Below are 25,115 nucleotides of genomic sequence, written 5' to 3'. Positions count from 1 at the left end.
CAATATCCCAGCCATGGAGATCGTCGATTTCGAACCCCGGCACGCCGAAGCCTGGCGCACGCTGAACGAGGCGTGGATCGGCAAGCATTTCACCATCGAGCCCAAGGACCGCGAGGTCCTGGACGATCCGACCGGCAAGATCATCGCCAAGGGCGGCCACGTCTTCATGGCCGAGCGGGACGGCGAGATCATCGGCTGCGTCGGTCTGATCGCCATGGCCGACGGCGGTTTCGAGGTGGCCAAGATGACGGTGACCGAGGCCGCTCGCGGCGCGGGGCTGGGCAAGATCCTGATGCAGGCCTGCATCGACAAGGCCCGTGAGCGCGCCGCGCCGAGGCTCTATCTGGAGACCAATTCCAGCCTGGGGCCGGCGCTCGGCCTCTACCGGTCCATGGGCTTCGTGGACCTGCCGCCGGCGGACACGCCCTACGCGCGCGCGGACGTCTTCATGGAGCTGGTGCTGGGGTAGGAGCGTCTTGCCGTCCTTTTCCTCCCACATCGCGGAGCGAATGGGGGAGGGGGACCATCCGCCAGGATGGTGGACGGGGCGAGACTGGGCTCGGTGCTTGAGGCCGCCCCCTCCACCGCCTTCGGCGGTCCCCCTCCCCCGCAAGCGGGTGAGGAAAAGGGCGCGTCTGGATCGGGCCCTAGTGCTGCGTAACCCCGCGCAGGGCGTCGCCCAGGGTGCGGCGGGTCACCGGCTTGCCCAGGAAGCCGACTGGGTTGATCGCGGCCATCTTGGTTCGGAAGTCCTCGGTGATCGAGCCGGAGACGAACAGCGAGCGCACCCCCAACAGGTCGTAGAGCTTCTGGGCCAGCTTGCCGCCGTCGGTGTTCTTCGCCAGTCGGATATCGACCAGGGCGACGTCGGGACGGTCGCCTTGGGCCAGTTCATAGGCGGTGCAGGCGTCGGCGGCCTCGGCCACCACCAGGTGGCCCATGTCTTCAAGCAGGCTGACGATATCGAGCGCGATTAGGGCGTCGTCCTCAACCACCATGATACGCATGGTCATCATTGGTTCCTCGGGAAGATCACGGCGAAGGCCGCGCCGGCTTCCGGTTGTTCGACGACAAGGCGCCCACCCAACTGCCTCGCGAGGGCCTCTACGGCCCTCATTCCCAAGCTTTTCTTTGATCGCGGGGTGAAACCCTTGGGTAGGCCCACGCCGTCGTCGGACACGCTCAAGCGATAGTCCTCGCCGTCAGTTCCAAAGCTGACGTGAATTCGGCATGGCCTATCGGTTGGGCAGCCATATTTCAAGGCGTTGGTGACCAGCTCATTAAGGATGAGCGCCAGCGGCACAGCCTGTTTCAGGTCCAGGACATGGGCCCCGACCTCCGTGGTCAGCTGCACGTCCTCCCGGCCGAGGGAGTCCACCAGGTCGCGGGCCAGGGCCTCGGCGTAGTGGCCGGCGTCGAAGGCGCCGACCTGACCCCCGGACTTGTAGAGCTGCTCGTGGACCCGGCCCACGGCCATGATCCGGTCCAGCGTCTTCTCCAGCGCCTCCCGGGCCGCGCCGTCGGAGACCGATCGGGACTGCAGGCGCACCACGCTGGCGATCTGCTGCAGCGAATTCTTGACCCTGTGGTTGACCTCGTCGAGCAGGAGCAATCGGTCGGCCAGCAGGGCGCGCAGCTGCTCGACAGTGTCGGCCTCGACCTCGCGGTCCAGGCTGAGCTCGCGTTGGGCCTTTACGAACAGGAAGGTCAGGACCAGGGCGAAGCCCGCAAGCAGCACGATGAGGGCGCCGCGGATGACCATGGCCTGACGCGCGCGCTGGGCCAGCAGCTGCGCCTCCTCGGCCTCCAGCTCGGTGACGATGCGGCGCACGGCCGCCATCGCCGCCACGCCCTCGCCTCGCCGGATGGTGCGGATGGCGGTCACGGCGTCGCCTGACCGGCGTCGGGCCACGGTCTCGTCGACCACGGCCAGTCGCCTGTCCATGTGGGTGCGCAGGGTGATGATCCGCACCTGCTGTTGGGGATTGTCGGCGGTCAGGATGTCGACGGCGTCGAGTTCGGCCTCGGCGCGCCGGCGCCCATCCTCGACCTGTTCGACGAAACTGCGATCACCGGTCAGCACATAGCCGCGCTGCGCGGACTCCACGTCGGTGAGCGCCTGGAGCACATCGGCGATACCGTTGCGCACCTCGTGGGTGTGGGCCACCAGGCGGGCGCTGTGATCGTACCAGACGAAGACGCCGCCCACGCAGGCGAAGGCCAGGAACAGGGCGGCGACCGTGATGGCGAGCAGGCGGAAGGCCCGCTCGCGCGCGGCTTGACGATGGGACCCTGAGACTTCAGCCGGATCCCGCGTCACACCCTACTCTTCCTTGACGCGACGCTTGCGGAAGGACGGATTCAACACCTGCTTGCGCAGGCGGATCGACTTCGGCGTCACCTCGACCAGCTCATCTTCCTCGATATAGGCGATGGCCTGTTCGAGGGTCAGCCGGCGCGGCGGGGTAAGGCGCACCGCCTCGTCCTTGCCGGAGGCGCGGACGTTGGTGAGCTGCTTGGCCTTCATCGGATTGACGTCGAGATCGTCGGCCCGGCTGTTCTCGCCGATGATCATGCCCTGGTAGGTCTTCTCGCCGCCGCCCACGAACATCGTGCCGCGCTCTTCCAGGTTCCATAGGGCGTAGGCCGCGGTTTCACCGTCGGAGTTCGACACAAGCACGCCCTTGCGGCCGGCGTCGATGGCGCCCTTGTAGGGCTCGTAGTGGCTGAACACGCGGTTCAGCACGCCCGAGCCGCGGGTGTCGGTGAGAAACTCGCCCTGATAGCCGATCAGCGAGCGTGACGGCGACATCAGGCTGATGCGGGTCTTGCCCGCGCCCGACGGGCCCATGTCCTTCAGCTCGGCCTTCCGGGCCGACAGCTTCTCGATGACGATGCCGCTGAACTCGTCGTCGACGTCGATCATCACGTCCTCGATGGGCTCCAGGCGCGCTCCGGTCTCCGGATCGGTCTGGAAGACCACCCGCGGACGGCTGATGGAGAGCTCGAAGCCCTCGCGGCGCATGCCTTCGATCAGCACGCCCAGCTGTAGTTCGCCGCGGCCGGCCACCTCGTAGGCGTCCTTGTCCGGGGTCTCGGTCACCCGGATGGCGACGTTGGACTGGGCTTCCTTCAGCAGGCGGTCGCGGATCACGCGGCTCTGCACCTTGTCGCCTTCGCGACCGGCCAGCGGGCTGTCGTTCACCGAGACGGTCATGGAGATGGTCGGCGGGTCGATCGGCTGGGCGGGCAGGGCCTGGGTGACGTCCATGGCGCACAGGGTGTCGGCCACGGTGGCCTTCGACAGGCCCGCGATAGCCACGATGTCGCCGGCCTCGGCGTCCTCGATGGGCTGGCGCTTCAGGCCGCGGAAGGCCAGCACCTTGGTGATGCGGCCGCGCTCGACTTCCTTGCCGTCGATGCCGAGGGCGTGGATCGCCAGGCCCGGGGTGGCCTTGCCGCTCTCGATGCGGCCGGTCAGCAGGCGGCCCAGGAACGGGTCGTTCTCGATCAGCACCGAGAGGATCTGGAAGGGGCCGTCCTTCTGCGCCACGGCCTTGGGCTCGGGCACGTGGCGGACGATCATGTCGAACAGCGGGGCCAGGTTGTCGTTCGGCTTGGCCATGTCCAGCGTCGCCCAGCCGTTCTTGCCGGACGCATAGATGTGCGGGAAGTCGAGCTGCTCGTCCGTCGCGCCCATGGCGGCGAAGAGGTCGAAGGCGTCGTTCAGAACCCGGTCGGGATCGGCGTGGGCCCGGTCGACCTTGTTGAGGCAGAGGATCGGCCGCAGGCCCATCTTCAGCGCCTTGCCCAGCACGAACTTGGTCTGGGGCATGACGCCCTCTTCGGCGTCCACCAGCAGGACGCAGCCGTCCACCATGCCAAGGATCCGCTCGACCTCGCCGCCGAAGTCGGCGTGGCCGGGGGTGTCGATGATGTTGATGCGGGTTTCCCCCGCCTCGCCATGCCAGAGCACGCTGGTGCACTTGGCCAGGATGGTGATCCCGCGTTCGCGCTCCTGGTCATTGGAGTCCATGGCGCGTTCGACCGTCGCCTCGTTGGCGCGGAACACACCCGACTGGGCGAGGAGTTGGTCGACGAGGGTGGTTTTCCCATGGTCGACGTGGGCGATGATGGCGATGTTGCGGAGCGACATTGAATTGCCCGGGGAGGGCCCTATCTGGAGAAGCGGGCGCTTGTAGGCGAGGCCGGACCATTAAGCCAGCGCCTTCTCGCCGCGCCGCACATTGGCATTGTGCAGCTATTGTGCGCCGCACCAATTTTCTTCATCAGCAGGTGAATTACAACCCGGCTGTTTTGTAACGATTTTTTTCAGTGCTTTCAGGAAATGTGATGGCTAAAACACATTTTCAGTTGTTGTTTTGTGCGTCGCACTGTATATGTTCGAACTGTGAGGCGTCGCTGACGCCTCTGCCCTTCCTGGGCGTTTCCTCCCTAATGAACTGCCGGGCCCTCGGGTCCGGCTTTTTTTTGGCCTGCGGGCGGGGCGCTATTTCAGCCCGGACCAGTCGGCCGCGGCCAGGGTCCGGGTCAGGGCCTCGAGGTCGGCCTGCAGGCGGCCGAAGCCATCGGTGGGCTCCAGGCTCGCCTCGTCCAGATAGAGCCCGCGATTGATCTCGATCTGCAGGGCGTGGGTCCGGCGTCCGGGCCGGCCGTAGTGCTCGGTGGTGTAGCCGCCGGCATAGGGGGCGTTGCGCGCCACCCGGTAGCCCATGGCCTCCAGCGCTTTTTCCACCCGCTGGGTGACCAGTCCCGCGCAGGCCGCGCCGAACCGGTCGCCCAGGACGATGTCGCACGGCGCGCCGCCGACCCGCGCCGCGGCCGCCGGCATGGAGTGCCAGTCGATCAGAATCGCGTAGCCGTGGGCTGAGTGGGCCTCGCCGATCAGGCGGGCCAGGGCGGCGTGGTAGGGCGCGTGCGCCGTCTCGATGCGGGCGCGGGCCTCGGCGAAGGTCAGCTTGCGCGCGTAGATCTCCTGGCCTTCCGACACCACACGGGCGATGGCGCCCAGCCCCGCGGCCACCCTGGCCGTCCGGGCGCGGGCGAAATCGGGCAGTTCGTCGGCGAACATGGCCTGGTCGAGTTCGAAGGCCTCGCGGTTCACATCGATATAGGCCCGCGCCAGGTTGGCGCAGATCATCGACGCGCCCAGGACGGGCCCCGCGCCCACCAGTTCGTCGACATAGGCGTCTTCCGAACGGCGGATGGCGATGGCGTCCAGGGCCGCGGCGGCCATCATGTCGTCAGGATAGTGCCGGCCCGAATGCGGGGAGGCGTAGACCAGGGGGGTCGGGGCAGGCGCGCCAGCGCCCGCCGCGCGCCGCACCTCGAATGGCGGGACCTTCGGCGCGGCGCGGTTTGCGGCGATGGATTCCCAAGCGGTCATCGCGATCATATGACGGTGCGTCTGCTCGGCGGTCAAACGTCTGGAGGCGCCGGCGGCCGGTTCACCGCGGATTTACATCTCGGCGCCTAGGATCGTTCTTTGCCGACAACCCTCTCGGAGCACATATGCCTCGGATCCTGCTCGCCGAAGATGACGACTCCCTGCGCGGGTTTCTATCCCGCGCCCTGGAGCGGGCTGGCTATGAGGTGACCGCCTGCGCCGACGGCGACGAGGCCGCCGCCGTGCTCGACCAGGACTGGGACCTGCTGCTCACCGACATCGTCATGCCCGGCATGGACGGCATCGAAGTCGCCCGGCTCGCCGCGGCGCGCCATCCCGGGCTGCGCATCATGTTCATCACCGGCTTCGCCGCCGTGGCGCTCGCCGCCGGCGACGCCGCCCCGCCCGGCGCCAAGGTGCTGTCCAAGCCGATCCACCTGCGCGAGATCGTCTCCGAGGTGGAACGGATGATGGCCGCGGCCTGATCGTTTTCAGCGGCGCTTGCACGGGGCGTCTCGCGCCGTTATACCGCCGCCTCCCGCTCCCTTAAGGGGAGACCGGCCGGTCGGACGTGTAGCTCAGCGGGAGAGCACCTCGTTGACATCGAGGGGGTCACAGGTTCAATCCCTGTCACGTCCACCATTCCTTTCCGACCATCCGTCCTCCCCCTGGCCAACCCAGGGTCGAGGCGTCTTGGCCGCCGCCATGCCCAACGGGGACCGATTGTCGCGGCTTGCGGCGCCTTTTCATCATCGCCGTCAAAAACCCTTTTGCCGTAACGGTGTTGCGCGTTGAACGCAGTTCGAATGGATTGTTTCTCCGCCGCAAGAAATGGCCTAGCGCCGCCGCGCCAAACAGGCGTTTGATCTTTCCACCCACGGACGACCATCGCGTCAGATCGAAACCGGCGTCCGGCGAGGGGGAGGAAGAAGATGTTGAAGAGCAGGTATCTCTGCGGCGGCTCCGTATTGGCCGTCGTCCTGGCGATGGGCCTATCGGGCCAAGCCGCCGCCCAAGACCAATCCAGCACTGTCGAAGAAGTCGTGGTCACCGGGTCGTTCATCGCCGGTACGCCCGAAGACGCGGCCTTGCCGGTCGATGTGATCAGTTCCGAAGACCTGGAAAAACAGGGGACGCCCTCGACGGTCGAGCTCCTGAAGGCCCTGCCGGTTTCCAGCGGCGTTCTCGGAGACACCAACCAGTTCGACCCGCGGGCCCAGGGCTCGGAGGGCTCCGGTTCGGTGAACCTCCGCGGCCTCGGCGCCCAGCGGACCCTGGTGCTGATCAACGGCCGGCGCATGGCGCCCAACCCGTTCGGCCAGGCCGGCGCGGGCATCGTCGACACCAACATCATCCCGTCGGCCGCCATCGGTCGGGTCGAGGTGCTGAAGGACGGCGCCGCGGCCATCTACGGCTCCGACGCCATCGCCGGCGTGGTGAACTTCATCACCCGGACCAACGTGGAGGGCCTGGAGGCCAGCGCCAGCTACCGCAACGTCGACGGATCCAAGGGCGACTACACCGGCAGCCTGCTCTGGGGTCATTCCTGGGACAACGGCAACGTCCTGCTCAGCGCCGCCTACCAGCACCGCTCCGAGCTGACGACCACCGATCGCGACTGGGCCGCCCAGCCCTATTTCAACAACCCTGAAGGCGGCTGGTCGGCCGGCAACGCCATCGCGCCCTTCCTGCCGGTGACCAATACGCCCACCGGAGCCTTCACGCCCGCGGCGGGATTCCAGCTCGACACCGGCTGCGCAGCCTTGGGCGGCGTCGTCCAGCCCGGTGCCCTGCCGGCCTGTCTGTTCGCCTACATCCCCTTCGACAACCTGGTGGAGACGGAAAACCGCTTCCAGCTGTACGGCGAAGCCAACGCCGATCTCGGCGACAACGCCAAGCTCCACATCGAGGCCTTCTATTCCGAGACCGACGTGCCGGAATGGAATACGTCGCCCTCCTATCTGGCGCTGCAGACCCCGACTGCGACGACCAATCCGGCCACCGGCCTTCCGGCGAGCGTGCTGGCCGGCTACTTCGTCCCGGCGTCGAACCCCGGCTTCGCCGCCTACCGGGCGGCCAATCCAACCCAGATCCCGGCCTTCGCCACCGGCGCCCACATTCCGGGCGTCCGCTACCGGCCCCTCGGCTACGGCGGCAACCCGGCCTTCGATGACGGCCCGTCCCAGGGCCTGCGCCACTACGACGCCTTCCGGGTTTCGGGCGGCATCAAGGGCCGGTTCGGCGACGACGGCATCGGCTATGACTTCTCCCTGACCTATGGCCAGGAAACCGGCGTCCGCACCGGCTACGACACTGTGGTCTCGCGGTTCCAGCTCGCCCTGCGCGGCTTCGGCGCCCTGAACAATGACCCCAACGGCTGCACCTCGGCCGAGACGGCGGGCTTCACCACCAACGCCGGCAACGCCGCGATCGGCTGCCACTACTTCAACCCGTTCTCGAATGCGGTGCAGAGCAACGCGATCACCGGGGCGACCAATCCGAGCTTCAACTCGGCCTTGGCCAACAATCCCGAACTGGTCCGCTGGTTCTTCCAGGAGGTCCGCACCAAGCAGACCCAGAAGCTGTTCGTGGCCGACGCGGTGTTCAACGGCGAACTCGGCATCGAGCTGGCCGGCGGCAATATCGGCTGGGCGGCCGGAGCGCAGTTCCGCCGCAGCTTCTTCACCTCGATCTATAACGACCTCAGCAATATCGACGCCAATCCCTGCATCGACACCCCGATCACCGGCACCACCAGCTGCACCGTCCGCAATGGCCCGCTGATGTTCCTCGGCACCGGCGAGCAGGCGGATCTCGAGGCGGACGTCTACGCCCTGTTCGCCGAACTGGCGGTTCCGGTGACCGACGACATCCAGATCCAACTCGCCGCCCGCTATGAAGACTACGGCGGGGAGACCGGCTCAACCTTCAACCCCAAGGGTTCGATCCGTTGGCAGGCCAGCGACTGGCTCGCCTTCCGGGCCTCGGCCAGCACCACCTTCCGCGGCCCGCCCCTGACCTCGCTGACCAACAACAGCGTCACGGCCCTGTCGTTCATCGGCGGCTCCTTCCGGGCCATCGACATCTTCGGCAATCCGGGTCTCGAACCCGAGACCGCCAAGACCTACAGCGCCGGCGCCATCGTCGAGATCGGCAACTTCAACGCCACGGTCGACTATTGGCGGTTCGATTTCGACAACCCGATCGTCGGCGAGCCGTCCGGCTCCATCGTCAACACCATGTTCCCGGGCGGTTCGGGCGCGAACTGCAACAATCCGGCCTTCGCCGGCCTGCAGGCGCGCTTCACCTTCCAGGGCGCTTGCGGCATCACCACGATCGCCCGGGTCCGCACCCAGGTGGTCAACGGCCCGCCGGTGAAGACCTCGGGCGTCGACGTCCTGGCCAACTACGACTTCGACGACGTGATGGGCGGCCGGCTGCGGCTCGGCGGATCGATCACCTACACCCTGGAATACAAGGTCGACCCGTTCACGGTCGGCGGGGTGACGGTGGAGAAGGCCTTCGACGCGGCCGGCTACCTGAACTACCAGCTCTCGGCCACCTCGCTGCCGCAGCTCAAGGGTTCGGTGTTCGCCGAATACACCACAGGGCCGCACAACCTGCGCTGGACCATCAACTACATCGACTCCTACATCGACCAGCGGACGGCGATCTTCGCCCCCAACCCGGTCAACGGCGCCATCCAGCCGAACGGCGCCAAGATCGACGAGACCTGGCTACACGAGATCGACTACCGCGTGTTCCTGCCCTGGGACACCACGGTCAACCTGTCGATCGACAATGTGTTCGACACCGAACCGTCGTTCGCCCGGCTCGACCTCAACTATGACCCCTTCACCGGCAGCGCGCTCGGCCGGACCTACAAGCTGGGCGTGAAGAAGAAGTTCTAAGCATACCGCCTACCTGAAAGGGCGGATCCAAGCCTTACGGGCGTCGCTGGGCTTACCCAGCGGCGCCCTTTTTTCTGGCGCGCGGCCTAGGCGCCACACCCGACCCAGACGCGCCCGGCATGCCTTGGAGGCGCGGCGAACCTGGATTCGAAAATCAGGGATGATCCGAACAATGTTCGGTTGAATTTCGGTCACCTAGAATTGCAATAAAAGCAACGTGATAGGAAATCTTGATATTCGCCGACAAATTTATCCACGCCGGGGTATGGTCGAGCGAAATGAATATCATCGTTACGTCAATTTTATACAGCAAGGTCGCGGTTATTTCAAGTTTGAAACCTTTGAAACAAGCCCCTAGCGCGCGACTTCGACTACACGGATGATCCCGCATACTCGGACATCGATAAGCGCTCACATTTCAATCGGGGCGCGGGTTCGAGGGGGAAAGGAAACCTAGATGTTGAAGAGCAGGTATTTCTGCGGCGGCTCCATTTTGGCCGTCGCCTTGGCGTTGGGGGTGTCCGGCGCCGCGGCAGCCCAGGAGACGAGTACGGTGGAGGAGGTGATTGTCACCGGGTCCTTCATCGCCGGCACGCCGGAAGACGCGGCCCTCCCGGTCGACGTGATCGGGGCCAAGGAGCTGGAGCAGCGCGGCTCGCCAACCATGGTCCAGTTCATCAAGACCATCCCGTCCTCGGGCGCGGTGATCGGCGAGAACAACCGCTTCGGCTCCGGTTCGGGCGCGGCCACCATCAATTTGCGCAGCCTGAACTCCGCCGTGACCGGGGCGCGGACCCTGGTCCTGTTCAACGGTCGCCGGGTGCCTGTGTCGCCCCAAGGCCTGAACTCGGTCGACATCAACCTGCTGCCCGACGCCGCCATCGGCCGGGTCGAGGTGCTGAAGGACGGCGCCGCGGCGACCTACGGGTCCGACGCCATCGGCGGGGTGGTCAATTTCATCACCCGCACGGACCTCGACGGAATTGAGCTCTCGGCCCAGTACCAGGCCATCAGCGGCTCGGACGGCGACTACGAAGGCTCCATCGCCTGGGGCAAGAAGTGGGATCGCGCCGACGCCCTGATCAGCCTCGGCTATCGCCGCCGCTCGGAACTGCCGATCTTCGAACGCGACTGGGCCATCCGGACCGGGCCGACCGGTTATCTGGAGAACCCGCTGGGCGGCTGGGCCGGCACCGGCAACCCGGGCCAGTACAACACCGCCACCAGCGCGGCCAACGCCATCGCGGGCAGCTTCACCGGCGCCCTGCCCGATATCGGCTGCGCGGCCAACGGTGGCGCGCCCTACATCCTGGGATCGGCCATCGTCAGTCCGACCTCGTGTAATTTCCAGTACACGTCCTTCGACAACCTGGTCGAGGACGAGCACCACTACCAGGCCTACGGCAAGTTCAACTTCGACGTCACCGACAACATCACGGCCAATGTCGAAGTGCTGTACGCCATGCATGAGACCCCGCTACAGAGCTGGGCGATCACGGGGCCGAACCAGTTTCCGAGCCCGATCAACGCCTCGGGCGCCTCGCCGGGCGGCGGCACCTCGCCGATCCCGGCGTCCGGCACCGGCGAACAGTCGCGCTTCTACATCCCCAACACCAACCCCGGCCTGCAAGCCCTGATCGCGCAGATCTCGAGCGCCAACTGCTCGGGTGCGGCGCTGCCCTACGGTGTCGACGCGGCCAGCTGCGCCACTGGACTGGCCCTGGCCCAGAGCCAGATCGCCAACGCCGCGAGAGACGGCGTCGCGGCCAGCCAGACCGCCTGGCGTCCGATCGGCTTCGCCGGCAGCCCCTACACCGACGATGAGCACGCCCACTACAGCTACAAGGTCGACACCTTCCGGGTGTCGGGCGGCTTCAAGGGCAAGTTCGAGAATGGGATCGGCTGGGACTTCGCGCTGACCTACCAGAAGCAGGACTACAACTATAATCTCGAAGATGTGTCGGTGAACCGCCTGCAGCTCGCGCTGCGGGGCTTCGGCAGCCGCGACGGTGCGTCCGACCAGTGCACCGCCGCCGAGACAGCGAACTTCACCGCCGGCGCCGGCAGCGCGGCCCTGGGCTGCTTCTACTTCAATCCCTTCACCAACGCCTTCGACCAGAGCCTGGCTCAGGTCGGAGCCAATCCCTACTATGTCAGCTCAAGCGCCATCCCGGGCTTCAACGATGCGGCCGCCAACCGCGCGGCGGTCGTCGCCTGGATGGATGAGAAGCAGTACAACGAGATCTCCTCGGAGCTGTTCGTCGCCGACCTGGTGGTGAATGGGGAGACCGGCATCGAACTGGGCGGTGGAAACATCGCCTGGGCGGCGGGGGCCCAGTTCCGCTATGACCGGACCATCCAGGATCCGGACGTGTTCTACGACGCGAACGCGACGCCCTGCGTGGACTCGCCGCCGTTCGGCGACGGCGCGCCGTTCTGCCCGACCACCGCGAACGGGCCCTTCCTGTTCAACGCCAACCTGCGTCCCTACGACGTGAACCGGAAGATCAGTTCGGTCTTCGGCGAGATGCTGATCCCGCTCACCGACGACTTCGAAGTCACGCTGGCGGCTCGCTATGAGTACTATGAGAGCCAGGGTGAGACCTTCAACCCGAAGGCCTCGGCCCGCTGGCAGGCCCTGGATTGGCTGGCCTTCCGCGGCTCGGTGGGCACCACCTACCGGGCGCCGGCCGCCACGATCACGACCACGAACTTCACCCGTGGCCTGACCAATGCGAGCGGCACCTACCGGGCCAACGACCTCTACGGCAACCCGAACCTCGATCCGGAAACCGCCCTGACCTACAACATCGGCGCGGCTGTGGACTTCGGCGCCTTCAAGGCGACCGTCGACTACTGGAACTTCGATTTCGAGGACGCGCTCACCTCGGAGGCCACCGCCGACCTCATCGCCCTGATGTTCCCGGGCGGCGCCGCGGCGCCCCTCGGCCATTGCGGCGAGGCGGCCTATGCGGCGGTCCAGGCCCGGTTCGGCTTCGCCGGCGGCGTCTGCAACCGCAACAACATCCTGTCGTACCGCACCAACTACATCAACGGCGGCAAGGTGGAGACCTCGGGCGTCGACTTCCAGGCCAACCTGGATGTCGGCGAGTTCTTCGGCGGCGATGTCACCACCGGCTTCGACGGCACCTATCTGCTGAAGTACGACGAGGCGCCCTACGAGATCGAAGGCTTCCCGTCGAACGCCGCGGGCGTCCAGAAGCGGGCCGGCACCTACCGCGCCTCGCTGTTCACCGGCTACAACCGGCTGCGGGCCAACGCCTATCTGAACTGGAACATGTCGGGCCATAACCTGCGCTGGCAGATCCGCCACGTCTCCTCGACGAACCAGAGCGAGGCGACGCCGATCGCGATCGCTAACAACGTCAAATCGACGGCCAAGATCGCCGAGTACTGGCAGCATGACCTGATCTATCGGGCCGAGCTGCCGTGGGATGTCGCGGCCACCCTCACCGTGTCGAACCTGTTCGACGAGGATCCGCCGTTCGCGATCGGCACCCAGTACAACTACGACCCGGGCAGCGGGAACCCGCTGGGCCGCGTCTATTCGCTGGCCGTGAAGAAGCGCTTCTAGGAACCTCGGAGCCGCCCCATCGGCGCCTCCAGGAACGCCGCCCCGCAGGGGCGGCGTTTTCTTTTGTCCGGTATAGTGACCGGACTGGCGCTGTCTCTGGCGCGGCGCGTCTTTCGCGCAACAGTTTCGGACCTGTTTCCGGTCGCGCCCGGTCGCCTCGCCGACTGCTTTCGCCAGCCGCCATCGAACCCGACCCATCCGCGGGCGCAATGCGCCAAAACCCTTATCCCACAATGAAGACACAATGTGGGAAGGCCGCGTTCGACGCGCGGCGTGGTGCGAAGACGCTAGAAATACGCATACTTACAGCTGCTTATAACCAGTGATCACTCGCCAAAATCGGGTGATACCATCCGCATGACAACGTTATGTTGCAGGCCTGAAAAATCTACTGGCGCTCCTGGCCGAGCCGACGGATGATATTTGCGCTCCAGAGTCAAAAAAGTTCCGCGGTTAAAGCGGGGCGGCTCTCGAGGGGGAGGGAAACATAATGTTGAAGAGCAGATATTTCTGTGGAGGCTCGATTCTGGCTGTCGCCCTGGCGATGGGCCTTTCCGGCCAGGCCGCGGCCCAGGATCAGACCGCCAGCACGGTCGAAGAAGTGATCGTCACCGGCTCATTCATCGCCGGCACGCCCGAAGACGCCGCCTTGCCGGTCGATGTGATCGGCGCCGAGGAACTGGCCAAGCAGGGCGCACCCAGCGTCGTCCAACTGGTCAAGACGATCACCGCGGCCCAGTCCTCGCTGGGCGAGAGCAACCGCTACAACGGCGGCGCGGGCACAGCCTCGCTGAACCTCCGCGGCTTCGGCTCGTCCCGGACCCTGGTCCTGATGAACGGCCGCCGGCTGGCCGACACCACCGCCATCGCCTTCCAGGGGGGAGGCCAGGACCTGAACTTCATTCCCACGGCCGCGGTCGGGCGGATCGAGATCCTTAAGGACGGTGCGGCGGCCACCTACGGCTCGGACGCCGTGGCCGGCGTGGTCAACTTCCTTACCCGCAAGGACCTGGACGGCTTCGAGATCGACGCCAACTACGCCCACATCCAGGATTCCAACGGCGACTACGATGTCGATCTGGCCTGGGGCAAGCGGTTCGACGCGGGCAACATCCTGGTGACCGCCGGCTATGCGCACCGTTCGCGCCTGGCCGTCGTCGATCGGGACTGGGCGCGCCGACCCTTCGAGTCGGCCTTCTACGGCGGCTGGTCGGGCTCTGCCAACCCCGGCACCTACGGAACCCCGGCCGGCGCCGCCCTCTTCGTCGACAACGGTTGCAACGAGCTCGGCGGGCAGATCACCGCTGCGGGCCTGCTGCCCGGCGTGCCGGTTGTGGCGCCCGTGGCGAGCCTGGCCGCCGGCGGCCCCGGCTCGTCCTGCCGCTTCCAGTTCACACCGTTCAATGACCTGGTGAACAAGGAAAACCACTATCAGCTCTACGCCGAGGTCAATTTCGAGCTCACCGAATCCATCCGCTTCCATGCCGAGGCGGCCTGGACCCGTGTGGATATCCCCAACCAGCGCATCTCCCCGGCCAACCTGACCACCCAGTTCCCGACGCCGATCACGGCCGGGGGCACGTCGGGCTCCACGGCGCCGGCCGGCTTCAATGGCCAGTCGCGCTATTTCATCCCGCCGACCAATCCGGGCCTGATCGCCCTGCGGACGGCCTGCGCCGCTCCGCTGAGCGCGGCGCAGTGCGCCGGCATGGTGAACGGGGTGACCACAAGCCAGACCGCCTGGCGCGCCATCGGCGTGGCCGGCCATCCGACCAACGCAGACAAGGCCGACCATCAGGACATTCAACGCAACGCCTTCCGCGTCGTGGGGGGCTTCAACGGGAAGTTCGACAACGGCATCGGCTGGGACACCGCCGTCACCTTCATGGAGAACAAGGGAACGGTCGTGACCAACGACCTCCTGGTCAATCGCCTCCAGAACGCCTTCCGCGGCCTGGGCGGCGTGGGTTGCAGCCCGGCCACCGGAACGCCCGGCGTCGGCGCCTGCAAGTACTTCAATCCCTTCACCAACGGCATCGCGGTCAGCGCCGCCAACGGTGCGACCAACCCGTTGTTCCAAGCCGCCGCGGCCAACGATCCGCAACTGGTGGAATGGCTGTACGGCACCTACACCAACGAGCTCACCAATCGGCTGTTCGTCGCCGACCTGGTGTTCAACGGAGACTCGGGGATCGAGCTGCCCGGCGGGACCATCGCCTGGGCCGCCGGCGCCCAGTACCGCTTCGAACAGACGCGGGACGACTGGGAGAACCTGGGCGACGTGCGGGCTACCCCCTGTGTCGACTCGATCGACGATGGTCTGCCGCTCTGCAGCAATCCCGTTGGACCGTTCGTCTTCTTCGGCTCTCAGCAAGACGTGGACGTGGATCGGCGCGTCGGAGCGGTCTTCGCGGAGGTTCGGATCCCGGTGCTCGAGGACTTCGAGGTCACCGCCGCCATCCGCCACGAAGACTTCGGCGGCAATGTCGGCTCCACGACAAATCCGAAGGTCGCGGCGCGCTGGCAGGCCACGGAATGGCTGGCCCTACGCGGTTCGGCCGGCTCCACCTTCCGCGCGCCGCCCCAGACCTGGATCAGCCCGGGCAGTTCCAAAGGCGTCCGCAACCAGGGTGGCCAGTACCGGGCCGTCGTCACGGCCAACAATCCGGACCTCGAGCCTGAGACCGCCGACACCTACAATATCGGCGCCCTGGTCGAGTTCGACGGGTTCTCCGCCTCGGTGGACTACTGGAACTTCGACTTCGAGGGCGAGCTCGGCGTGGAGGACGCCACCGCGCTCTTCAACGCCATCAACCCGGCCGGATGCGCCAAGCCGGCCCTGGCCGCCCGGTTCATCTTCACCGGCGCCTGCAGCCAGGCCACCTTGCTGCAGACCACCATCAAGTACGTCAACGGACCGAGGACCAAGACCTCGGGCTTCGACGTCCGCGTCCAGTACGACTTCGACGACTTCTTCGGCATGGACTTCATGGGGTCGAGCGTCACAGTCGGGGCGGAGGCGACGATCCTTCGCGAGGTGAAGCGCGGCAAGGCGACCCTGCCGGAGGACACCAGCGTGGTCTTTGCCCAGCCGATCGATCGGGCGGGTCTGCACGACCTCGGCGGCGGGGACTTCTATTCGTATCCCAAGCTGCGCGCCAACGGCTTCATCAACGTCCGCGGCGAGACCTGGAACCTTCGCTATCAGCTGCTTTACCGGGAAGGCACCCGCAACATCGGCATCGCCTGCACCGGGACCAACGCCGGCTCCACCCCTGATTGCCGGTGGAACTACGCGACCAATTCGTTCCAGCCGGTCGGCAAGACCGATCCGTACTGGCAGCACGACCTCAACCTGAACGTCGAGTTGCCCTGGAACACCACGGTCTCGGCCAGCATCCTCAACGTGCTCGATGAGGAGCCTTCGTTCGCCCAGAGCTTCTACAACTACGACCCGACCAACGGGAACCCGCTCGGCCGGGTGTTCAAGATCGGCGTCAAGCAGCGCTTCTAGGGTTTACCTCCAGGCCGGGACGCCTCGCCGTTCCGGTCCGGCAGCCAACTGGGCGCCGTCCTTCGGGTCGGCGCCCACTTTTTGTCAGGGCTTGTGCTTGGGGGGCAGGGCCGCGATCTCCTCGAGGGAGAGCTTGCGGACGGTGCGCACGGCGCAGCGCTGCGGCCCGATCGGCGACTTGGTGATGATGGTCGCGTCGAGGCCCGAGCAGATCCAGGACGAACCCCGCGACTGGATGCCGATCTGGTGCTGCCAGTCGATATCGTGGCAGGGGCCCATCAGGTCGAGCCGATAGACGTCCTTGACCCCGACTCGCAGGTTCACGGTCCTGTCGTCGACGGCGCTGAAATTGCTGACATTGCGCGCGCTGAAGCACTGGCGCTGGGGCTTGGCGCTCGCGGCGGGCGCGGGGTCGGCGGCCAGGGCCGGAGCGAGACCGGCGCTGGTGAGCGCGAGAACGGCCGTGGCGGCCATCCAGAATCCAGTCCGGGTCATGGCGAAGGCTCCTCTGCTCGGCCGGTCAAGGTTGCGCCGCCTCTGCGACGGAAATGCGGCCTCGCCGGGCGGCGCGGGCCCGGAACCGGTCGGGGTCGACCAGCGCCGCCAGAGGGGCCGGCAGGGGGGACGGCGCGCCGAGCGCCAGGGCGGCCACATGCTCGGCCAGCAGCGGCGCCAGGGAGAAGCCGCGCGACCCGAAGCCGGTGAGGGCGTAGAGCCCCGGCGCGTCGGCCAGCGGCCCCGCCAGCGGCAGGCGATCGGGGGTGGTGGCGCGGACGCCGGCCCGGCCCTCCAGCGGCGCCTCGGCCAGGCGTGCGGCGAGACTGGGCAGGGCCTGACCCAGGCTCTCCAGGTTGCGGACATGATCGGCGGGTCGCACGTCCGTGTCGGTTTGGTCGCGGTCGTGGGTAGCCCCGAACAGCACCCCGTCGCGGGTCGGCAGGACGTAGCCCCCCCAGGCGGCGGCCAGAACGCCCTCCACGCCCTCCGCCCAGCTCGCCTGGCCCCGTACGGCCTTCAACGGCAGGTCTGGACGCAGTTCGGCGCAGGCCTGGCCGGCGGCCAGGATCACGGCCTCCGCCTCGCCCAGCAGCCGCCCTTGGGCGTCGAGCAGGGCCCAGGCGCCGCCGCGCGGCTCCAGACGCGCCACGGTGGCTCGCAGGACGGGGCCGGACCAGGCGGCGCGCGCGACGGCCGGCTCCACCACCAGGGCGGCGGCCAGGTCCAGGGCGGCGGGAACGGCCTCGCCCAGGCGCTCGGAGGCCTGGTCGGCGGTAAGCGGCGCCAGGGCGCCGGGTTCGAACAGGTCGGAGGCCGCGATCTTGGCGAATCGGTCGGGATCGCGCTCGCCGGCCGCCAGTTGTAGGACGCCACGGGCGATCACCGCGTCGGGTTGGGCCTCGTAGAGCCTCACGGCGCGACCGAAGGCCTGGGCGGCCAGCTCGGCCACCGGGCCGAGGCCGGCGTCCAGCCGCGGGGTGACCAGGGCGGCGGGGTTGCCCGAGGCTCCGGCGCCTGGGTGTCCGGCCTCGATCAGCAGGGGCTCGCAGCCGATGGCGCGCAGGGCCCGGGCGGCCGAGGCGCCGGCGATCCCCGCGCCGATGACCGCGACCCGGGGCGGGGCGGTCTCAGGCCGCTGCGGGCCGGGCAGTCGGGCCTCCAGGCGCTCGCGCTTGCGGCCGTGGCCGGGACGCTTTTCGATCTCGAAGCCGGCGGCCTGCAGCCCGCGACGCACCGCGCCGGCCACCGTGAAGGTCGCCGCCCGGGCGCCCGGCGCCGTGCGCTGGGCCACCAGGGTGAGCAGGTCCTGCGACCACATCTCCGGGTTCACGGCCGGCGAGAAGCCGTCGAGGAACCAGGCGTCGGCGTGGCCCGACCAAGTGCGCAGGGCGGGCTCGGCCTCCATCACCGCGAGGTCGAGGGTGGCGTTGAATCGGGACAGGTCGACGCGGTGGAAACCGCGGGCCCGGCCCGGCCAGGCGGCGATCAGGGCCTGAGCGGTCTCGGCCAGCTCCGGCCAGGCGGTGAGCGCGCGCGCCGCTTCGTCGGCCGTGATCGGATGGGCTTCGACGCTGAAGATATGCAGGTGGGCGTCGGGTGGGCCGGCGGCGCGCCACAGGTCCAGCAGGGCCAGGATGTTGAGGCCGGTGCCGAAGCCCAGCTCCGCCACTGTGAAGCGCCTGCGGCCGGCCCAGGCCTGGGGCAGGCCGCAGCCCTGGAGGAAGACCGTGCGGCTCTCGGCCAGGCCGTCCTCCGCGGAGAAATAGACGTCGCCGTAGAGGCGCGAGCGCGGCTGGCCGTCATCGGTCCAGACGAGGGGGGAGTCAGCGCTCATGGGGTCGGACTATAGGGCAAAAGAAAAGGGCCGCCCCAAGGGGCGGCCCTCCGCTTTTCGAACGCGTGAGCGTTCGGAAAGTCTTACTTCTTTTCCGGAGCGGCCGGAGCCATCGCGGCGTCGGCGGCCGGAGCGGCGGCGTCAGCGGCGGGGGCGGCGGCGGCGTCGGCGGCCTTGGAGGCGTCGGCGGCGGCGTCCGTAGCGGTCGCGGCGGCGTCAGCAGCCGTGTCGGCGGCGGCGGCGGCGGTCGAGGCTTCGGCGGTGGCTTCGGCGGCGGCGGCGTCGGCCTTTTCAGCCGGCTTGCCGCAGGCGGCGACGGAGAGGGCGGCGACGGCGGCGCCGGCGACGAGCAGCTTGCGAAGGATTTCGGTGGTCATGGTCCCTGGGTCCCCTGGAAACGGAGGTTAGAGCGTCATACGAAGCGACCCGGATAGGGAACGTCGCGTACGCAGGTCAGGAATATGCCGCGCTTCGCGCAGAGGGCAAGGCTTTAATTCACGCCCTCGTGATCACTTTTGATCCTGGGTCGACTTCCGCAGCGAAAACCGGGGCATTTGCTGGGTTTGACGCATCGGCGTCGCGGCATGGCTCCAAGGGCCCGGCGGCGTATATAGGCGGGTCGGCGGAGGGAAATGCATGGATCTGACAGTGAGCGACGCCACGCGCGGGTGGTTGATCGACTTGCCCGGGCGCGGTGGGGCGATGGCGGGCTTCGAGTTCGGGCCGCCCGATCGGCCCATCGACGTCGTCTTCGCCCACGCCAACGGCTTCAATGCGCGCACCTATCGCACCATCCTGGAGCCCCTGGGCGACAGCCTGCGGGTGCTGGCGGTGGATCAGAGGGGCCATGGACGCTCCACCCTGCCCACCGATTCGGCGGGCCGCGGCTCCTGGTACGACCTGCGTGACGACCTCTTGGCCCTGCTGACGGTTCTGGATCTGCGCGGGGTGATCCTGGCCGGCCATTCCATGGGCGGCGCTGTCAGCGTCCTGGCCCAGGCCGCGGCGCCCGAGCGGGTGAAGAGCCTGGTCCTGGCTGACCCGGTGGTGATTCCCTCGGTTAGCGAGGCCGAGGCGACCGCCAATTCGCCGCTGGTCCAAGGCGCCCTGCGCCGCCGGACGGTGTTTCCCAGCCGCCAGGCGGTGATCGCCGCCTATTCGGGCCGCGGCGCCTTCGCGTCCTGGAGCGCCGACATGCTGGCGGACTACGTCGCCGATGGTTTCCATGACCGGCCCGACGGCCAGGTCGAGCTTAGCTGCGCGCCGGCCTGGGAGGCGTCGAACTTCACCTCGCACGGCCACGACACCCTGGGCGCCTTCGAGGCCGCCCAGGTCCCCATCCGCATCCTGAGGGCGGCGGAGGGCTCGACCTGCCGCGAGAATCCCCGGCTGGACGTTCTGCAGGCGGCCGGCCGCATCCGGATCGAGACCATTCCCGGAACCACCCACTTCCTGCCCATGGAGCGCCCCGACCTGGTCCAGGCGGCTCTGCGCGAGGCCGCCGGGGTCTAGCGTCCCAGCGCGACCAGGCCGGCCAGCACCAGGACCGCGATGAAGGCCGTGGCGCCCACCAGAACCAGGATCGGCCGCCACCCGACGCGGGCCAGGTCGCCCAGGGCGGTCTTGGCGCCCAGGGCCGAGATCGCCGCCACCAGGCACCAGCGCGACGCGTCCGACACCGGCCCGGTGATCGCCGCGGGAATCACGCCGGTCGAATTGGCCGCCACCAGCACGGCGAACGCGATCAGGAAGGCCGGGACCAACGGCGGCCGGGCGGCACGGGGCCCGGCCTCGATCAGCGCCGAGCGGTAGATCAGTGAGATGATCACCACCGCCGGCAGCAGCAGGGCCACGCGGAACAGCTTGACGATCGTGGCGGTGTCGCCGGCCTGGGGCGAGACGCTATAGCCCGCGCCCACCACCTGGGCGACATCGTGGATCGTCGCGCCGAAGAAGACCCCGGCGGCCACGTCGCTGAGGCCCAGCAGGGTCGCCAGCGCCGGATAGACCACCATGGCCACGGTCGAGAGCGTGGTCACGCCCACGACGGTCAGCACCACGTCGCGATCATGGGTGTCGCTGCGCGGCAGGCAGGCGGCGATGGCCAGGGCCGCCGAGGCGCCGCAGATCGCCACCGCCCCGCCCATCAGCACCCCCAGGGGTCCGCGCAGCTTCATGGCGCGCGCCAGGCTCCAGCCGACGATGATGGTCAGCAACACACCCCCTGCGGTGAGCAGCAGGGTCTCCAGCCCCAGGGTCCGAACCTGGTCCAGGGTGATCCGCATGCCCAGCAGGGCGACCCCGATCCGCAGCACGTGGCGGGCGGCGAAATCCAGACCCGGCCGGCAGCGCGGGTCGTCGCCGGTGAAGTTCACCGCCATGCCCAGCAGCAGGGCGAACAGCATCACCGGCGCCCCGTAGTGTTCCGACAGCCATTGCGCCGCCAGGGCCACCAGTCCGGCGATGATCAGCCCCGGCGCATAGCGGCGCGCCTGGGCCAGGCGGCGGGGGGGCTCGCCCTGGGGCTGCGCCGACCAGGGCGGCGCGCCCTCCAGCGAATCGAGGGACCGGAACGCCAGCTGGTCGAGGTCATCGCGCATCGGGGGCGGCGGCCTAGAGCGCCAGGCCCGGCGTCAGCCGGGCCACGAACGCCGCCTGGGCCTGGGCGCCGATGTCTATGATCTTGCGCTTGTCGAGGTCGAAGGTGATGGCGATGGCCTCCGAACTCGCCCAGGGGCGACCGCTCTGGGGGTCGACCATCCAGTGGACCGCGCGGCGGATGCGCGGGGTGCTGTCGGCGATCCCGGAGCGCAACTCTACTCCGTCCCCGGCCCTGGGCCAGTCCAGATAGAGCACCCGGTACTCCAGCACGGCGCCGCCCAGGCGGGGCGGCGGCTCGCCCGGAACGGGATCCGGCCCCGGCCGATCCTCGCCGAACAGCCGGGTGATTCCGTCGGAGACCCGGCCGATGAACCGCTCGGCGCTCATGCGGCCGAACACGTCGCATTCCGACGGTCCGACGACGCCCAGGCCGATGCGCATCAGCTTGAGCTCATCGGCCCGCGCCAGACTGGCGGTGGGCGTTACGGGGCCAAGGTCGATGCTGCGGGCCGCCGCATGGGCCGGGACCTCGACGTTGAGCTCGTCGGCCCGGCGGCGGATCCGGTCGGGCCAGGGGAAGGGCCGAAGGTCGGCGGCGGTGGCGTGCTCGACCCGGAACTGGAACGTGGCGGCGGGCTCGCCGGAGGCATGACGCAGAATGACCAGCAGGCGCGCGTCGCTTTCGCCGATCTCGACGACGCCGCCAGTCGCCTGCAGCCAGGCCCCGGCGCGGGCCTCGCGCAGAAAGCGCATGTGCAGCTCACGGATGGCCAGGGTCGCCTGCCCGTGGGCGGCGAAGGCGTGCGGCATGCCCAGCGTCGCGGCCAGTCCCGCCAAGCCCTCCAGGGCCTTGGCCACCCAGAACCGGACGTTCAGGTGGCCCATCTCGTCGCATTCCCAGGTGTTGACGCCGCCGCTCCAGACCTCGACGCCTTGGCTTGTCACGTGATGGCTCCCCCGGAATTGCGGCGGCGACCTTAGGGACGCTTGGGCGGCGGCGCCAGCGCATCCGCTGGGCGATGGCGGCCGTATCTGCGCCGTGGCAAGCTCCACGGCCTAGAGGAACCCCGATGTCCGATCCCCCGTCCGCAGAGGTGCTGGTCCACCGCCATGCCCTGGTCACCCGGGTCACCCACTGGATCAACCTGCTGGCCATGCTGGTCCTGCTGGCGAGCGGCCTGCAGATCTTCAACGCCCATCCGGCGCTCTATTGGGGCGACGCCTCGGTGTTCGCCGAGCCCTGGGCGGCCCTGCAGGCCAAGGCGTTGGGCGGGGAGCGGGTGGGGGTCACCAAGATCGGCGACATCACCCTGCGGACCACCGGACTGTTCGGCCTGTCGGGCGAGCCGGGGGCCCAGGAGGCGCGGGGCTTCCCCGCCTGGGCGACCCTGCCCGGCTACCGCGACCTGGCCTCGGGCCGCCGCTGGCACTTCTTCTTCGCTTGGCTCTTCGCCCTGAACGGCCTGGTCTACCTGGTGGGCAATCTGGTCAATGGGCACTTCAAGCGCGATCTGCTGCCGGAGCGCGACCAGCTCAAGCCCCGCCACCTGCTGCACGAGATCGCCGACCACGCCCGCCTGCGCTTCCCCAAGGGTGAAGAGGCGCGGCGCTACAACGCCCTGCAGAAGCTGACCTATCTGGCGGTGATCTTCGTCCTGTTGCCGGCCATGGTCGCCACGGGGCTCTCCATGGCGCCGGGCCTCAACGCCGCATTCCCCTGGCTTCCGGAGCTGTTCGGCGGCCGGCAGTCGGCGCGCACCCTGCATTTCATCTCGGCCGGGCTGATCGTGGCTTTCGTGGTGGTCCACGTGCTGATGGTGCTGGTTTCCGGGCCCATCAACGGCCTGCGCTCGATGATCACCGGCCGCTTCGCCATCCGCGTCGGAGCCCAGCCATGACCGTCTCTCGACGCCTGCTGTTGGGCGCGACCGGCCTCCTGCTCGGGGCCTGCGACCGGCTCAGCATGAGTCCAGGTGTGCAGCGCGGCCTGGCCGCGGCCGAGGGCCTGACCCGCCGGGCCCAGCGCCTGGTCGTGAACCGCACGGCGCTGGCCCAAGAGTTCCCGGAGGCGCAGATTTCCCGCGACTTCCGCGCCAACGGCTCCATCGGGCCATCCGATCCCGAATACCGCGCCCTGGTGCGGGGCGGCTTCGCTGACTGGCGCCTCGCCATCGACGGCCTGGTGGAGCGACCGCTGTCGCTCAGCCTGGCGGAGCTGAGGGCCCAGCCATCGCGCACCCAGATCACCCGCCACGACTGCGTGGAGGGCTGGTCGTCGATCGGCAAGTGGACTGGCGCCCGGCTTGGGCCGCTGCTGGATCGGGCGGGGCTGAAGCCGGAAGCCCGCTACCTGGTCTTCCACTGCGCCGACACCCTGGACCCCAACGCCACGGATGGGGCTAACAAGTACTATGAGAGCGTCGACCTGATCGACGCCTATCACCCGCAGACCATCCTGGCCTACGCCATGAACGGCCAGCCCCTGCCGGTGAAGCACGGCGCCCCGTGCCGCGTGCGCATCGAGCGCCAGCTCGGCTACAAGCACGCCAAGTACCTCATGCGTATCGAGGCCGTGGCCGACTATGCCCACCTCGGCCGCGGCAAGGGCGGTTTCTGGGAAGACCGCGGCTACGAGTGGTACGCGGGGATCTAGGCGCCCGGCGCTCGAAGGAGTCAAAGTCCCCCTCAGTCAGCTTCGCTGACAGCTCCCCCAGAAGGGGAGCAATTAGGTGTTCTTAGTTCCTCCCCCAGCGCGCAGCGCGGTTTGGGGGAGGTGGCGCGTCGCCTTCTTCGGCGACGTGACGGAGGGGGTTGAAGCGCGCCGGCCTCAGTAAGGCCCCTTCGCCACCAGCTCGGCCTCGGCGGCGCAGGACGCCGGCTCGGCCGCGGCGGTCTTGCGCAGGGCGGTGACCTCGGTGCGGGCGGCCTCCAGGTCGGTGCGGAACTGGGGGTCGCCGTGCAGGGTGGCGACCAGGGCGCCGCCATTGGTGCGGCCGGCCTCCACGGCGCTCACCGTATGCACCCCGCAGATCACCCGGCTCTCGCCGAAGGCGCGGCCGCGGGCGAGGATCGGGGTCGCCCGGTCCGGGGCGATCTCCGCCAGGATCAGGCCGATGCTCCAGCCCCAGGTGGCATGGCCGGAGGGATAGTCGGGGCTGGCGGCCAGACTGTCGGACTTGGGCACGCAGATATTGCCCTCGGTGATCAGATAGGGCCGCTTACGCTTGAAGACGTCTTTCACCGCGGCGACCTGACGGCCGGCGTCCAGGCCGACCCGGCCCAGCATGGCGGTGAGCTTCGGCGCGTTCTGCGGGGTCAGTTCGACGCCGACCGCGCAGCTGAAGTTCTTCAACATGGCCTGGGGCAGGGTGGGGACGTCGTTCTGGGCCAGCGCCCAGCGCGGCGAGCCCTCCAACGCGCGGGTCGTCTTGAAGACCTCCTGGTCGCGGGCCTCGCGAGACGAGCCGGCAGCCGGCGCCGGCGGCAGGATCCTGGCCGCGTCAGGCCAGCTCTGCGGGGTCAGATAGCCCATGGGCAGGCTGGGGGCGGGGGCGGCGGCCTGCTGCGCCACGGCCATTCCGGCGGCGGCCAAGGCCACCACCAGGGCGGCGCCCATCACTCTGCGATCCATCATCCCCTCCCGGATTTCTCGTTGGCGCGATCATGCGCAGGCCCGGTCCCCGTTCAAGCGGTTTGACGCCCTGAGCTTAAGATTCTTCATTTCGGGCTTGAGAAATTGAATATCTTGAGTCAAA

Annotated in this window: 18 protein-coding genes and 1 tRNA gene; 9 read left to right on the top strand and 10 right to left on the bottom strand. The window is 68.3% G+C overall.

Annotated features, from left to right (window positions below; translation table 11 throughout):
- The first annotated feature begins 13 nt into the window (after window positions 1-13).
- A complete protein-coding gene (locus tag V6M51_RS04030) occupies window positions 14-469 on the top strand; it encodes a GNAT family N-acetyltransferase (protein ID WP_332764850.1) in 456 nt (151 codons plus the stop codon).
- Between the two features lie 178 nt (window positions 470-647).
- Here V6M51_RS04030 and V6M51_RS04025 read toward each other — a convergent pair whose 3' ends face one another.
- The 4 genes from V6M51_RS04025 to V6M51_RS04010 form a co-directional block, all read right to left on the bottom strand.
- Window positions 648-1,013, bottom strand: coding sequence for a response regulator (locus tag V6M51_RS04025; RefSeq protein ID WP_332764848.1), 366 nt, complete (start codon window positions 1,011-1,013; stop codon window positions 648-650).
- On the bottom strand, window positions 1,013-2,320 hold the full coding sequence (locus V6M51_RS04020) for a sensor histidine kinase (RefSeq protein ID WP_332764847.1): 1,308 nt from the start codon (window positions 2,318-2,320) through the stop codon (window positions 1,013-1,015). Before V6M51_RS04020 ends, V6M51_RS04025 begins: the two co-directional genes overlap by 1 nt.
- Window positions 2,321-2,323: 3 nt before the next feature.
- The gene (gene typA, locus V6M51_RS04015) at window positions 2,324-4,156 is read right to left on the bottom strand and encodes a translational GTPase TypA (RefSeq protein ID WP_332764845.1); all 1,833 of its coding nucleotides are present in this window, start codon (window positions 4,154-4,156) and stop codon (window positions 2,324-2,326) included.
- A gap of 354 nt (window positions 4,157-4,510) precedes the next feature.
- Window positions 4,511-5,407 carry an N-formylglutamate amidohydrolase gene (locus V6M51_RS04010; RefSeq protein WP_332764844.1) on the bottom strand — a complete coding sequence of 299 codons (897 nt, stop codon included), beginning with the start codon at window positions 5,405-5,407 and terminating at the stop codon, window positions 4,511-4,513.
- Between the two features lie 125 nt (window positions 5,408-5,532).
- On the opposite strand from V6M51_RS04010, the gene cpdR reads away from it, so the two are divergent.
- From cpdR to V6M51_RS03985, 5 genes are all read left to right on the top strand, one after another.
- Complete coding sequence (cpdR, locus tag V6M51_RS04005; protein ID WP_254834852.1) at window positions 5,533-5,892, top strand: cell cycle two-component system response regulator CpdR; 360 nt, start codon at window positions 5,533-5,535, stop codon at window positions 5,890-5,892.
- Between the two features lie 82 nt (window positions 5,893-5,974).
- Window positions 5,975-6,049 (top strand) — tRNA-Val (locus V6M51_RS04000).
- A 290-nt stretch (window positions 6,050-6,339) separates the two neighbouring features.
- Window positions 6,340-9,318 (top strand): TonB-dependent receptor, encoded by a 2,979-nt coding sequence (locus tag V6M51_RS03995; RefSeq protein ID WP_332764842.1) that lies wholly within the window; start codon window positions 6,340-6,342, stop codon window positions 9,316-9,318.
- Between the two features lie 457 nt (window positions 9,319-9,775).
- The gene (locus V6M51_RS03990) at window positions 9,776-12,913 is read left to right on the top strand and encodes a TonB-dependent receptor (RefSeq protein ID WP_332764841.1); all 3,138 of its coding nucleotides are present in this window, start codon (window positions 9,776-9,778) and stop codon (window positions 12,911-12,913) included.
- A 490-nt stretch (window positions 12,914-13,403) separates the two neighbouring features.
- Window positions 13,404-16,427, top strand: a complete 3,024-nt coding sequence (locus tag V6M51_RS03985) for a TonB-dependent receptor domain-containing protein (protein WP_332764840.1) — start codon at window positions 13,404-13,406, stop codon at window positions 16,425-16,427.
- An 84-nt stretch (window positions 16,428-16,511) separates the two neighbouring features.
- Here the strand turns inward: V6M51_RS03985 and V6M51_RS03980 are convergent, their stop codons facing one another.
- The 3 genes from V6M51_RS03980 to V6M51_RS03970 all read right to left on the bottom strand — a co-directional run bounded on the left by V6M51_RS03980 (window position 16,512) and on the right by V6M51_RS03970 (window position 19,136).
- Window positions 16,512-16,922: a DUF6491 family protein gene (locus V6M51_RS03980; RefSeq protein ID WP_332764838.1), complete on the bottom strand. Its 411-nt coding sequence runs from the start codon at window positions 16,920-16,922 to the stop codon at window positions 16,512-16,514.
- 25 nt (window positions 16,923-16,947) lie between these two features.
- Window positions 16,948-18,759 carry a tRNA (5-methylaminomethyl-2-thiouridine)(34)-methyltransferase MnmD gene (gene mnmD, locus V6M51_RS03975; RefSeq protein WP_332764836.1) on the bottom strand — a complete coding sequence of 604 codons (1,812 nt, stop codon included), beginning with the start codon at window positions 18,757-18,759 and terminating at the stop codon, window positions 16,948-16,950.
- A gap of 83 nt (window positions 18,760-18,842) precedes the next feature.
- On the bottom strand, window positions 18,843-19,136 hold the full coding sequence (locus V6M51_RS03970; RefSeq protein WP_332764834.1) for a hypothetical protein: 294 nt from the start codon (window positions 19,134-19,136) through the stop codon (window positions 18,843-18,845).
- 259 nt (window positions 19,137-19,395) lie between these two features.
- Here V6M51_RS03970 and V6M51_RS03965 point away from each other — a divergent pair, with 259 nt between their 5' ends.
- Window positions 19,396-20,271, top strand: a complete 876-nt coding sequence (locus V6M51_RS03965) for an alpha/beta fold hydrolase (protein WP_332764832.1) — start codon at window positions 19,396-19,398, stop codon at window positions 20,269-20,271.
- Here V6M51_RS03965 and V6M51_RS03960 read toward each other — a convergent pair.
- Both V6M51_RS03960 and V6M51_RS03955 read right to left on the bottom strand, forming a co-directional pair.
- Window positions 20,268-21,359, bottom strand: a complete 1,092-nt coding sequence (locus V6M51_RS03960; protein ID WP_332764830.1) for a YeiH family protein — start codon at window positions 21,357-21,359, stop codon at window positions 20,268-20,270. The two genes, V6M51_RS03965 and V6M51_RS03960, sit on opposite strands and share 4 nt — an antisense overlap.
- A gap of 13 nt (window positions 21,360-21,372) precedes the next feature.
- Window positions 21,373-22,305, bottom strand: coding sequence for a thioesterase family protein (locus V6M51_RS03955; RefSeq protein WP_332764828.1), 933 nt, complete (start codon window positions 22,303-22,305; stop codon window positions 21,373-21,375).
- Between the two features lie 125 nt (window positions 22,306-22,430).
- On the opposite strand from V6M51_RS03955, the gene V6M51_RS03950 reads away from it, so the two are divergent.
- Window positions 22,431-23,258 carry a cytochrome b/b6 domain-containing protein gene (locus V6M51_RS03950; RefSeq protein ID WP_332764826.1) on the top strand — a complete coding sequence of 276 codons (828 nt, stop codon included), beginning with the start codon at window positions 22,431-22,433 and terminating at the stop codon, window positions 23,256-23,258.
- Window positions 23,255-24,013: a molybdopterin-dependent oxidoreductase gene (locus V6M51_RS03945; protein WP_332764824.1), complete on the top strand. Its 759-nt coding sequence runs from the start codon at window positions 23,255-23,257 to the stop codon at window positions 24,011-24,013. The genes V6M51_RS03950 and V6M51_RS03945 overlap by 4 nt, the downstream gene beginning before the upstream one ends.
- Before the next feature lie 174 nt (window positions 24,014-24,187).
- On the opposite strand, the gene V6M51_RS03940 is transcribed toward V6M51_RS03945, so the two are convergent.
- Window positions 24,188-24,991 (bottom strand): acid phosphatase, encoded by an 804-nt coding sequence (locus V6M51_RS03940; protein WP_332764822.1) that lies wholly within the window; start codon window positions 24,989-24,991, stop codon window positions 24,188-24,190.
- Window positions 24,992-25,115: the final 124 nt, after the last annotated feature.

It is taken from the genome of Phenylobacterium sp., from assembly GCF_036677185.1.
Classification (GTDB): domain Bacteria; phylum Pseudomonadota; class Alphaproteobacteria; order Caulobacterales; family Caulobacteraceae; genus Phenylobacterium.
Note: the sequence above shows the minus strand (reverse complement) of the source record. Positions and strands in the feature narration are given on the sequence as shown.